The sequence below is a fragment of the Xanthomonas hortorum genome (genome assembly GCF_011305375.1).
Lineage (GTDB): Bacteria > Pseudomonadota > Gammaproteobacteria > Xanthomonadales > Xanthomonadaceae > Xanthomonas > Xanthomonas hortorum_E.
The window spans coordinates 128,948-142,564 of record NZ_VCME01000027.1 but is presented as its reverse complement, the minus strand read 5'-3'; the positions used below and the strand labels follow the sequence as shown (position 1 = coordinate 142,564).

Annotated in this window: 1 protein-coding gene; it reads right to left on the bottom strand. The window is 62.3% G+C overall.

Features of this window, described 5'->3' with window-relative positions; genetic code table 11:
- Positions 1-5 precede the first annotated feature (5 nt).
- Positions 6-13,559 carry a two-partner secretion domain-containing protein gene (locus tag FFY45_RS20340; protein WP_255172097.1) on the bottom strand — a complete coding sequence of 4,518 codons (13,554 nt, stop codon included), beginning with the start codon at positions 13,557-13,559 and terminating at the stop codon, positions 6-8.
- Between the last annotated feature and the right edge of the window lie 58 nt (positions 13,560-13,617).

Sequence of the window (13,617 nt, the reverse complement as noted above, 5' to 3'; positions counted from 1 at the left end):
GTTATTCAGACCTTCCCTAGCGCACCAACTGCTAGTCGGCCACAGGCAACAAGATTTAATGCGCACGCCCCGCTACCTGCCGCTGCGATGCCGATTGCAGCCCCAGCAGCGGGAACACCAAGGGTCCAGCGACCGTCTGCACCGATTCCTTTTCCGGCATACGTCAGCAGCTCCGGCTGGTACATCAGCTGCAGCTCATCCTTTTTCAGGCCTGCAGTGGCAAGGGCGTTAAAAACATCCCTGAATTGCTCTGGCGTACTCGCCAATGCCTTTCCATACAGATGAAAGTTGTCTCGCTCACTCGTGTCGAAGGCCTTTACGCCGTCGTATACGTTGTTATTCGTCTTCAGGAATTCGACAGCCGCCTCATTCATCGGCACATCACTCAATGCCGACTGGATCGTCGAGTCCACATGTGCCGCTGCCTCGACGAGCAATATCTGCTTGGCGCTTTCTACCGATATGCCCTGCGCTAAAGCAAATGTCGCGGCGTTTTCATTAATCCACCTAAATTCATCCGGGTGCAGCTGCCGATTAAACTGATCTCCCGCCAGCGCGGTCGCCGCGCCAACTTGCCCACCCGCAATACCGCCAAGCGCCGCACTTCCTAGCTCCATGAGTGCGTTGTAAGTCGCCGGGTCGCTAACGCCGTTCCTGACCAGGTAATCCGACATCGCCGCCTTAGCTGCCTCAGCACCCGCAGCGCCAACTGCTGTCTGCAGAACGTTTTCGCCACCGAGTGCAGCAATCGCCGCGCCAGTTAAGCCATGCAGCAAAATCTTGTTCGTACCACCATCGCTCCATGCTTCCAGACGTGCCAGTGCTTGAGCTTTCGACGCTTCATCTGGTGCGCTAGCTAGATCAAGCTGGGCTTTTTGATACATGGCCGAAGCGACATCACCTACAACCCGGAACCCAATCTCTCCCGCCAACCCCATCAGTTCCTTTTGGTCTTCGATCTTCTTCTGATCGAAAATCTCCTTCAGCCCAGACTGCTGCAACTCGGTGGCACTGCGATCCAACCCTGCCAGCGCGGACTCGTCGCCATTGCGGATCTGAATCGTGCCGGCCGCGATGTCGCTCTTGGTCGAGCTGCTTGAGCTGTCGCTGGCGTTGCCCAACATGCTTAGTCCGGCACCGATGCCGACACTGGCCATGCTGCTGCCTGTGCCGCCGGCAACTGTCACACCACTGGTCTTGTACTCGGCCTTGTTCTGGAGGTCCTCGACTGTCAGGCTGCCGGTTGACAGCCGATTGAGGCTGGCATCGGCTGCACTGGCTATCGCGCCGCCGACCAACTTTGTGTTACCGCCCACAGTGATGTCGAAGCCACCATTGCCAGCCTGGATGCCGCTCTGCTCAGTCACGCTGGTGTAGCTGCTGTTGACCTTCTGCTGGCTGTAGCTGCCGCCACTGCCCGAGCCGGTCGCCAGGGTCAGACTGGCCTGCTGTTGTTTGCTCTTGTACTCATTGGTGTCCTGCTCGCTCTTGATCAGCAGATCGCCGCCGACATTAGCTAGGACCTTGTTGCCAACAGCTTGTGCACCCTGGATCGTAGTGTCGTTGCCGCTCACCAGGGTCAACGTATCGTTGGCAGTGACCACGCTTTCTGCGCGTAGATCGCTATTGCCCTTGGCGATGCCCTTGCCTGCAGACACTGTCAGATAGTAGCCAGTCGTCGCACCGACGCTGACACCGATCTCACCGCCAGCGTTCTTGTTCTCGGACTTAGTGGTGTTGGTCTCCTGATTGCTGAGTAGGTTGAGATTGTTTGCTGCGGCCAATGCCACGTTGTTGCCAGCAATCTTGCTGCCGATGACATTGAGGTCGCCGTCGGTGGCTGCAATGGTGACATTGCCGTTGCTGTGGATGCGGCTACCCCCGGTGCTTTCTTCATGTGTGCTGGTTTTGCTTGACGAACTGCTCGCACCAATGCCGAGACGAAAGCTCATGCCAGTTGCAGCTCCCGCCCCTTCTAATCCGCTCGCTGGCTCCTTGCCAGGTTTTGCCACATTTCCACCGACCGCTTGACCTTGATAGCCAGCCAAAAAATTGTCTGGAGTTGTTTTTGCTTGATCGATCGTCGCACCTGTCGCGTAAGCAGCACGCGCCGCATAGAGCGCTTTCAACCTATCGTCGTCCACATCGGAAATCCGCTTGGCTGCACCATAGGCCGCCAATGCGGTATCGACCACGCCGCCACTGATACCCAACGTGATGCCCGCACTTTGCTGCTTGGACGTCTGCACCGTATCCACGGTATTTTCAGCCGCCGCAATCGTGACTTCCTTACCCACGATCGTGGTGCCGGTGGCACTTAGCACATCGCTACCGGAGACGGCGACCTTGTTGCCGGCGGTCATTGTCACCGAGCCATCGGTACTGCCGACCAGGCTGCCGCTGTTGGTGACCTCGGTGACGTCCAGGCCGTCGGTCTTCTTGGTCACGCCCAATGCGACGCTGAATCCGCCGCCGCCGTAGAGACCGGACTTCTTGACGGTCTTCTCGTGTTCCTCGCTGTGCGTGTTCTGCACCGTGTCCAGCGTCAGGTTGTTGCCTGCGGCCAACACCACATCGCCGGTGCTGGCGACCTGTGCGCCTTGCGACAGCAAATCGTTACCCGCCGCAATCTGCACCGTGTCGCCACTGAGCGTGGTGGTGACCGCCACGTTGTCGTGCCACTCGTCATGTGTGGTCGTGGTCTTGCTGGAGAACGTGCCCTTCTTCTTTTTGGTCATATCCTGCACGGCGTCGTGCTGTTCGCTGGCGGCGAGCAGGTTGACGTCGTTGCCGGCGGCCAGGGTGATGCCGCCTTCCTTGGTGGCGGCTGATGCGGCGGTGAGGGTGATGTCGTTGCCTGCCTGCATCGCCAGGTTGCCGCCGGCGTTTAGCTCGGTGCCGTGGACGGTTTCGTCGCTGGTCGTTGTGGTCTGCTTGAAGCGCTTGCGCGTTTCCAGTGTGTTGCTGGTGTCCACCGTGGTCAGCGTGCTGGCGTTGATGTCGTTGCCAGCGCTGATGCCTAGGCCCTTGCCGGCGTCCAGCTTGGCCGCGACCAGATTGACGTCGTTGCCGGCGCTGAGGATCAGGTTGCCGCCGGCAGTGAGCGCCTGCTGGTCGATGCTCTGGGTGGCCGTGGTGGTGGTGACGCGGGTCTTCCCGTTGCGGCTCTTGTAGCTGTTGGTCTCGGTCTCGTTGAGGACGGATTCGACGTTGAGGTTGTTGCCTGCTGCGGCGATGAGATCACCGCCTGCGGTGACCTCGGCCTGGCGGATGGTCAGGTCGTTGCCGGCGGTCAGTTGCAGGCTGTCGCCGGTGCTGATGTTGGTGCGGGTGGCGACTTTGCCATCCAGACCAGTGGTCGGGGTCAGCGAGAGGTTGTTGCCCGCCTGCAGTGCGGCGCTGCCGTCGGCCTTGATGGTGACGCCGTGCAACTGCAGGTCGTTACCCGCGGAGACGATCAGGTCCTTGCCGGTGGTAATCGAGACCGCATCGCCACCGCGCAGCAGGCCGTTGTCGTCGCGCAAGGCGCTGGGCGTGAGACTGAGGTTGTTGCCGGCGATCAGTGCCGCGCTGCCATCGGCCTGCACGCGGGTGCCGGTCAGCGTCATGTCGTTGCCAGCGAACAGTTGCAGGGTGTTGCTGGCGGTGATGCCGGACAGGATGCCAACACCGTTGATGGCCTTGGATGCTTCGCTGACCAGGTTGTGGCCTGCCACCAACGCGACGTCGCGGCCCTGGATCTGGCCCTGGTTGAGCAGGTCGTTGCGCGCTTCCAGGGCAACGCTGCTGGTGCCGCTGATGCGGCCTTGGTTTAGCAGGTTGCCTGCGGTGATGCTGACGTCGGCGCCTGCGATGACGCCCTGGTTGCTCATGGAGTTGGTGGCGTTGAGCTCGACGTTGCCGCCGGCGATCAAGGCGCCATTGCCACGCAACTGCAGCGAGTTGGATGCCAGATACACGACCGGCACCAGCACCTTCTGGCCCTGGTAGTCCTGCTCCACCATCCACACGATGTCCTGCGTCAGCGCGGCTGCCTGCGCGGCGGTGAGGCCCACGCCCATGCTCAGTTGCAACCGACCTGCGGCGGCCACGCCGGATTCCAGCAAGGCGCGGTACTGCGCCACGCCATCGGCGTAGTTGCCCAGATAGCGGCGGCCGGTAAGCTGGGTGATCTGGTCCAGCACCAGGCGCTGCTCATAGAAGCCATCGCCCAGGCGGGTCTGGGTCCACTCCGGGTCAACACCCAGCTTGTCCAGCAGGAAGTCGCTGCTAATGAAGTTGTCGTAGTTGACGAAGCGCGGGTCGGTCTCGATCAGGTAACGACGGCCGGGGCCGTTGCTGCGCCAGGCGTTGATGCCGCCAAGGCCATTGGCGGCGCGGCCCATCGCGGTGCGATCGGTGCCGGTGCCGCTGGACAGGCGATACAGCCCGCCAATAGGAAGATCGATCTGCGTGAGCGAGGTTTGCGCGCCTCCAACGATATTGGTCACAGGAATGGTGGCCGGATCGACACGGTTGCGGCTTTCATTCGCACCTGCAACAACGCCGGTGCCAGCAGAGGTGGTCTGTACGTTTGCCTGATCGACGGTGCTGCGTACAAGCCCACTGTCGTTGGACATCACCGGTGCAATCGACATCTTCACGATGCCGCCCGATGTAGCCAGTGTTGCATCCTGTGTGTTGGCGCCCACTTGCGTGCCTGCGCTGCCCGCAGTGCCGGTGGCCACGCGGATGCTGGCTGCGCCTCCGTTTGCACGGCCGATCACGGCCTGACCGCCCACTCCACCGGCGCTTTGCATGGTGCGCCCGTTCAAGCCGCCTTGTGCGCCCACGCCATTGAGCGAGGCACCGCTAATGCTGCGGCCGTCGCTGCCGACAGCACCGTTGCTGATGTTGGCACCGTTGATGCTGACGCCTTGGCCGCCGGTCATGCTGGCGCCCAGGGCGGTGTAACTCGTATCTATAGTCCCTGAGCTAATCTCGGTCGTTTCTACATGATATGTGCAGCCTCTATTGTCGATTCCTTGACCACAATCCGTGTTCTCGTCAAGTACATACGCATCTTGATAGTCGACATAGTTCGTGATTTGCTTGAGTGCGAGAGCCTCATTAAACACCTGCTCGCTATTATTAAACATCTGATCAGAAAGGCCACCAACCCCTCTTGTATTCACGAAGAGATTTGATCCAGCTGCGATAAGTGACGCGGTGTTCCTGACACTACCGGAGAGTGCGACGTTTCCGCCTGCGACAATTCGACCCTCTGCACTAGCACTTATCAGGCGCTCGCGCTCTCTGACGTCATATGCACGATAAGAGCCCAGAAAAATCCAAGATCCAATATTCTCCCCATTAGGATTTTCTGGAATTGGATTACCAGCTTCTAAAGTTTCAGTTGGCAACTCTGCATTGGCAGCCGCACGCTCCGCTTCCGACAATGCTCCAGTGACCGCATTGATCACGCGCCGCCGATTATTCAGCTGGTTGGCCGCAATCAAAATGCTCCCATCCGCCTCGATACTGCCCGAGAGGTTATTCACCACACCGGTGCGCGACACCAGCGTGCCGCCGCCATCCTGCGCGCCGCCGATCGCGATATTGCCCAGGCTGAAGATGCGGGCGTCGCGATTGAGCAGCTGATCGCGCACGATCAGATTCATGTTGCCGGTGGAACCGAGCAACGCAGAGCCATAGGCTGCGTTGTCGGTCGCGCCGCCAAGGTCGGCACCATTGACGAGCGTGCCGGTATTCACCGTGACATTGCCGCCGACGATGCTGCCGGTGTTGTTGATGCTGTTTGCCACCAGCGACAGCGCGCTGTTACCGGAAATGCTGCCGGCGTTGTCGATAATGCTGCCACCGTTGAGACGCGTGTCGTTAGACAGGATGTTGGCACCGGCGCGGTTGGTGATGCTGCCTGCCGTAATGTCCAGGGTGCGCGCAGCCTTGAGCGTGGACTCGTTAACCAGACTCCCGCCCACACGCAGGTTGAAATTGCCGTTACTGGTGAGGTCTGCGCTGGCGCGATGGGTGTAGTCGCTACGCAAGGTCAGATCCAGCAGATTCTGCGCAAGAATGCTGCCGCCGCCGTCGAAACCGACGGTATCGATCACCACATCGCCAGCACCACCGATCGCGCTGCCGGCACCGATCTGGCCACCGGCATTGCTCAGGTTCTGCAGATTCAGGCGGACAGCCTGCTCGGCCTTGATCCTGCCGTTCTGGTTGTCCAGCGTAGCGCCTGCGCGCTGCAACAGAAAGCTCGCGCCGGCATAGACATTGCCGCCCTGGTTGTTCAAGCCATTGGTATTGGCAATCAGATCGCCGCCAGCAACCAACTGGCCGCCGTTGTTGACGATGTTGGCAGCGTCGATGACCACGCTGCCGCGCCCACCGAGATTACCGCTGGTGTTGGTCAGAGCCCCGCCCGTGGTGATGCGCGTCAGTCCGCCACCGTTGTTGACGATGCTGCCCTGGGTATTATCGATGAGGCCGCCCGATGCGGTCAGCGTGTTGCCGGCATCGAGCTGGCCGCCGCTATTGAGCAGCGCACCGGTGACGGCAACGTTGAGATCGCGCCCCGCACTGAGCTTGCCGCCTTGGTGATTGTCCAACTGGCCGCGTGCGGTGACGCTGAGGTCGCGTGCGGCTTGCAGACTGCCGCCGCTGCTGCTGATGTTTTCTGCAGTGATCACTGCATCGGTGCCGGCACCGATGGTGCCGTTTCCGTTGTCCAGGCCGCGATTGAGCTCTACACGCAAGCTGCCGCCCGCACCAGCGCTGGCGACTGCCTGCACGGTGCCGCCGGCATTACTGAGGCTGTCGGCGCGCAAGGTCAACGCACCACCACTGGCCTGCAGCAGGCCGTTGCGGTTGTCGGCCGCACCGCCGCTTTGCACGTTCAATCCACGTGCGGAGACCGAACCATTGACGTTGTTAAGGCTGGCAGCGGTCAGCACCGCATCGCCAGCTGCGGCAATCGCGCCGCCCTGATTGTTCAACGCGCCGCTGGCGCCCAGCGTCAGTTGACCCTGCGTCAGGATGCGCCCACCGCTATTGCCCAACGCGCCACGACTGGTGACCGACAAACTGCCAGTACCCGCATGTTCGACACGCCCCTGCGCATTTTCGAGGCTGGCCGCGGTAATGGTCAGATCCTGCGCATTGCTGGCCAGCGTGCCGCCGGTGTTGTCGATCGCGCCGCCGATGCTGACACGGGTCAGCCCGTTTCCACTTTGCACCAACCGCCCGCCGACATTACTCAAGCTGCCGCCGTCGATACTCAGCTGGTTGGCCTGCATTTGACCTGCGACGTTATTGAGACGCCCGTTGTCGATGTTGCCGCCTGCCTGCACGGTGAGCGTTCCACCAGCGAGCAAGTCGCCACCGCGATGATCGAGGCTGCCGCCGGTGGTCAGTGCAACGTTGCCGGTAGCGCGCGTGCTGGCACTAGCCAGTTGCAGCTGGCTGCCCTGCGCGGTGAGGTTGCCGCCGGCCAGCAATTTGCCGGAGGCGCTGAGCTGACGATCAGCGATCAGGCTTAGCGTGCGTCCGCTGCCGAGGCTGCCGTCTGCGTTGATACCGGCACCAACCGTGCCGGCGACACTGATCTCGCCAGCACGCAAACTCAAGTTACCCGAGGCGGTGGTCTGCCCAGCATTCTCGATACGCGCGCCCTGCAGACCCACCGATGTACCGCTGACAGTGCCCTGCTGACGCAATACCGCATCACTGGTCAACGTGACCTGCTGAGCACCGACCTGGCCGGCCACATTCAGATCGCCCTTCGAGCGCAATTCCAGCGTGCTGCCTGCACTCAAGGTACCGCTTTGTGCCAGCGTGCCATCGGCCTGCGCCGAGAAGGTACCAGCCGATGCAAGGCTACCCCCGAGCTGCAGGTTGCCGCGGCTGATCAATGCAACATCACCGCGCTCGCTGCCCAACTGGCCGCTGCTGCTGACTTGCGCCGCTTCCACGCGCAATCCATTGCCGCCGATCAGATCACCGCGATTGTCCACCGCTCCGGTGGCGATCACACCCAAGCGTTGCAGGCCGTAGGCTTGCCCGGTTTGACGCAACGAACCGACACCCAATGTGAGTTGGTTGCCTGCGCGCACGGCGCCGGCATTATCGAGCAAGCCGCCGATAGCGAAGATGGCGTCGCCTTGTGCGAGCAACACGCCGCTGGCGGCATTACTTGCGCTGGCTGCGGTGACGTTCAAGGTCTGACCAGCGACAACTTGCGCTGCGTTGGTCAACGCGCCGGCTGCGCTCAGCACCACATTGCGATCGGCTTGCGCCACACCGGCAAGCGCCAGGTCGCCGGTGCTGCGCAGATTCAAATCAGTGGCTGCATCGAGTGCGCCACGGCTGTCGATTGCTGCGCCGTCCAGGCTGATCGCACCGCCGCTTTGCAGCACCGCGGTCTGACCAGTGGTGACACGCGCGCCGCGCAGGTTGGCATTGCCTGCAGACACGGCCTGTCCGTTGAACGTAAGTGTGCGTTGTGCCTGCAGATCGAGTTGCGTTGCCGACTGCAGCGTGCCTGCGGCGGTGAGATCGCGCCCGGCCTGTAGCGCGATCGATTGCGCCTTGAGCGAGCCGGCCTGCTGCAAATCACCAATTGCGTTTGCCTGCAGCGTGGTCGCTGCGGCGACGACCCCTTGCAGTGTCATATCGCCCTTGCTGATCAGGGTGACGTTGGCGGTCTCGCTACCAAGCTGGCCGCTACTACGCAAGCTGCCTGCCTCTACCTGCAGCGCATCCTTGGCAATAAGGTTGCCGCGGTTGTCCAAGGTACCAGCGACGTTCGCGGTCAGTGTTTTGCCTGAGATGGCAGCACCGCTCTGATCCAAGCTGGTGGCGGTGATGCGCAGATCACCGCCGCTCTGCAGGCTGCCTGCGTTTTGCAATGCGCCGGTGGCCAGCGTAACGCTGCCATCGGCCGCCAACACACCAGCGGCCACGTTAGTGACGTTGCCGGCCTGCACCGACAGATCACGGCCGGCAATCACCTGGCTCGCATTGCTCAAGGTCCCGGTTGCGCTCAGCACCACATCGCGATTGGCTTGCGCCACGCCTGCGAGCGCAAGCTCACCGGTGCTACGCACACGCAGATCCGTACCGGCGTCGAGCGTGCCGCGGCTATCGATTGCCGCACCATCCAGGGTGATTGCGCCGACGCTTTTCAGCACGGCATCGCGACTGGTGGCGATGCTGTTGCCGCGCAAGTTGACATCGGTACCCGCCTGCGCCTGACCGTTCAAGGTCAACGTGCGCTGCGCCTGCAGATCCAGCGTAGACGCGGACTGCAGCGCGCCACCGGCAGTGAGATCGCGGCCAGCCTGCAGCGTAACGGCCTGCGCGTTGAGCGAGCCGGTCTGCAGCAGGTCGCTACCCGCCGTTGCTTGCAGTGTGGTCTTCGCAGCCACAACGCCTTGCAGATCGATGTTGTTCTGGCTGGTCAGCGTCAGTGCGCCGTTGACCGAGCCCAATTGCCCACTGCTGACGATGCTGTCGGCAGCGATGGTCAGGTCCTTGCCGGACACCAACTGGCCCGCGTTTTCGAATGCGCCCGTGGAAGTGATCGACACGGCGTCGCCGCTATAAACACGGCCGCGCTGCTGCAGGGCTCCGGTGTTCAGTGCAAGGCCACGTTCGCCATGCAGGCTGCCATTGTTTTCCAATACGCCAGCCACATCGACACGCAGGTCGCGTAGCGCACCCAAGGTCGCAGCCGTGGCGTTATTGACAGTAGCCGCTTCCACACGCAGATCGCGCGCCGCGATGACTTGAGCGCCATTGTTCAATGCACCCGCAGCAGTCAGCGCAACATCGCGCCCGGCCTGGACCACGCCAGCCAGTGCAAGATCACCGGCACTGTGCACGTTCAAATCGGTCGCCGCATCGAGCGAACCACGGCTCTCGATGGAGCCGCCATCCAGCGTGATGGCGGCACCGCTCTGCAGCACTGCTGCTGCACCAGTCACAATGTTCGCGCCGGTGACACTCGCGTCACTGGTGCTCGATGCTTGTCCGTTCAAAGCGAGCGTGCGCTGCGCCTGCAGATCCAACGTGGATGCCGATTGCAGAGTGCCATTTGCAGAGAGGTCGCGCCCCGACTGCAATGCGATCGATTGTGCCTTGAGCGAACCGGCCTGCTGCAAATCGCCGCCGGCAGTCGCACGCAATGCAGTGGCCGCTGCAACCACACCATCGAGTTGCAGCGCGTCCCGGCTGTTCAACGTGACATCGGCCCGCTCGCTACCCAACTGCCCACTGCTACGCAGCGTGGCCGCATCGACCTGCAACGCATCCTTGGCGATCAGATTGCCGCGGTTGGCCAGCGTGCCTGCGATGGTGGCGCGCAGCGCCTTGCCTGCAGACGCGCTGCCGCCCTGGTCCATATTTGCTGCGCTGATCTGCAGATCGCCACCGGCCTGCACGCGGCCAACGTTGTTCAGCAATGCCGTAGTGGTTAGGGCGATGTTTCCCTCGCCTGCCAGCACACCAGTCGCGGTGTTATCGAGGCTGCTCGTCTGCAACGACAGATCACGGCCTGCAAAGACCTGCGCTGCGTTATTGAGCGCGCCGGTGGCATTCAAACCCACGTCGCGCCCGCCTTGTGCCACACCCGCCAGCGCCAGATCGCCCTGACTGCGGATGTGCAGATCGCTCCCCGCATCCAGCTTGCCGCGGCTGTCGATCGCCGCGCCGTCCAGCTCGATCACACCCGTGCTCTGCAACACTGCATCCTGACTCGTTGTCAGCGTGGCAGCGCGCATCGAAGCGTCACCGCCGGCCTGTCCCTGGGCTGCGAACGTGAGTGCGCGTTGTGCCTGCAGATCCAATGTGGACGTCGATTGCAGTGTGCCAGCGGCGGTGAGATCACGCCCGGCATTCAATGCCAGTGATTGAGCCCTCAACGACCCTGCCTGCTGCAGATCGCCAGCAGCGCTGGCCTGCAGCGTTGTTGCAGCAGCAACAACGCCTTGTAGCGCGATATCGTCCTGACTGACCAGACGAACACCAGCCGCTTCGCTGCCGAGTTGACCGGTGCTGCGTAAGCTGCCGGCATCGATCTGCAGCGCATTCTTGGCAACCACATTGCCTGCGTTGTCGAATGACCCGCTCACAGTTGCCGAAAGCGTGTTACCCGAACTGGCGCTACCGCTTTGCGTGAACGTGCCTGCGACGAGCTGCAGATCGTTCGCCGCATACAGGCTGCCGGCATTGTCTATCGCGCCAGTCGCACGCACGCGTGTATCGGCATCCGACGAAAACGCTGCACCCTGTGCGTTGCGCAGCGTTGCTGCATCCACAGCCAGTGCACCGGCGGCGATCACCTTCGCGCGATTATCCAGTGCTGCGCCCGCCTGCAATGTGGCTGAGCCAGCACTTTGCACGGTGCCGTCCAACACTAGGTCGGCAGCGCTTGTGATACGCAGATCGCCGCCTGCATCGATCACACCGTTGTGTTCGATCGCCGCGCCACGCAACTGAAGCGCGCCATCGCTGCGCAGCTGTCCGCGTTGACGCAGTGCGCCGTTTGCCTGCAGATCGATTGTGCTTGCCGAACGCAAAGTGGCGTCATTGACGAGCGCGCCACCTGCAGCGACCACCAACCCACCGCCAGTGGTCTGAAGCGTGCCGGAGAGCGCGGTATCGCCGCCACTGCGAAGATCCATGTTACTGGCGTTGACGGTGCCTGAGACTTGCGCGCCGTTTACGGCGTCAAGCACAAGTGCACGGCCTGCCACGGTGTTGCCGCTCAGGGTCAGAGCATCGCGACTGCGCAACGTGGCATCGCTGCCTTGACTGCCGATATCGCCGCGACTTTCCAACTGCGCCGCGTCCACAATCAGCGCGTTGCCAGCGACAAACGTACCGCTGTTAACCAGGCCACCAGCGATGGTCGCCTGGGCGTCGCGCGCGGCAGACAGACTCCCCTCATTAGTCATGTTGGCTGCCTGGAGACGCAGATCGCGGCCGGCGTAGCCGCTACCGGCATTGGTGAACGCACCTGCGCTGCGCAACTCCATATCTGCACCCGCAGACACCGCACCGCGCTGCGCAATGTCGATACTCGCCGCGTTCAGCGCCACTGCATCCGCAGCAATCAACTGACCCTGCAATTCCAACCGACCGCCGGCCTGTACATCTGCGCCCTGCCCAGCCTGCGCCAATCCACCCAGCCGCACGTCGCCGCTACCGCTCACGCGCAGTGCCGTCGCAGCATCCAAGGTGCCTAGTGCATCGATCGCGTTTGCATTCAATGCAATTGCAGCGCCAGTCTGCAGCGTGCCCGTCAAGGCAATCCGCGACGCGCGCACGTTGGCACCCGCGCCTGCATACGCCACCCCGCCGCTACGCAGCACACCATCAGCGCCCAGATCCAAGGCGCCGGCGGTATGCAGGCTGCCATCGGCATTCAATTCCGAACCGAACAGACGGATCGACCCAGCACTGCTGCGGCCAACATGGCTCAACACGCCGCTGGCTTGCGCATCCAATCCACCGGCGGCAACCAGATCGCCGGCCAGCGTCATGCCCGCAGCACGCAGACGCACATCGCCCTGCTGCGAACCAAGTACGCCGCGCTGATCCAGGTCACCGGCCGCACGCACACTCATTCCATCGCGTGCTACGGTGGTGCCGCTCAGGCTCACCTGGCCCGCACTGTCGATCTGCAGATCGCCGCTTTGCGCCGCCAAGGTGCCACGGCTCACCACGCCGACGCCGGCTTCGGTAGCGATCAGGCGAATGCGGTCGGCGTACATGCCGCCCAGCTGCGCCACGTCGATACCGATCGACGGTGCCGCGCCATCGGTGCCAGGCACCACGTCCAGCAGCATGCCGTCATAGTTGACCCGCCCTGCACCCGCAGCGGCGACTAGCTCCCTGGTCCAGATGGAGCCTTCCACGCTGAGCTGGCGCGAGAGCAGATCCAGGCGATCCACATTGAACGCATCCAACCCGTTGCTGCCGATACTCAGCGCACCTCCGGTAATGTTGAAGCCATTCAATGCACCATCGCTGCCCAGATTGGGCGTACCAGTGGTCAAGGTGACGCGCGAGGTGTTGAGAAATCCGCAGCCATCGCAGGAAATGCCATTGGGGTTGGCAATCACCAGCTGCGCCTTGGCGCCGGCGATTTCGGTGTAACCCTGCAGGCGGCTACTTGCCGAAGTCACTTCGTTGAGGATCAGCGAGGCAGCACCGCTGCGCTGCAGATTGTCGTTGCCGGCGACATAGCCGCCCAGTTCAGTTTTGGAAATCTGCGCGCTGTTGTTGAGGATCAACCCGTTCGGGCCGACGTTGAAATTGCTGTAGCGGTTATGCGAGATGCCGCGCGCATTGGGCGCGACGATATCCACCACCGGTACGCCATTGGCGGCGACCTGCTGCCCAGGTGTCTGCCCGCCGGGATTGGGCGTTGGCGCGACCTGTGCCCATGCCGGAAACGATGTCCAGGTAACCGTGCAGCACAGCAGCAACGCAAGCGCGCGCTTGCTTTGTTCGGCCAGGTAACCACGTATGCTCATCGCTTCGGTGTCCATCGTTTCTCTCTCGCCGCTTGTGGGCGTCATCAATCAACAGCGCGCTGCCGGATGGCGG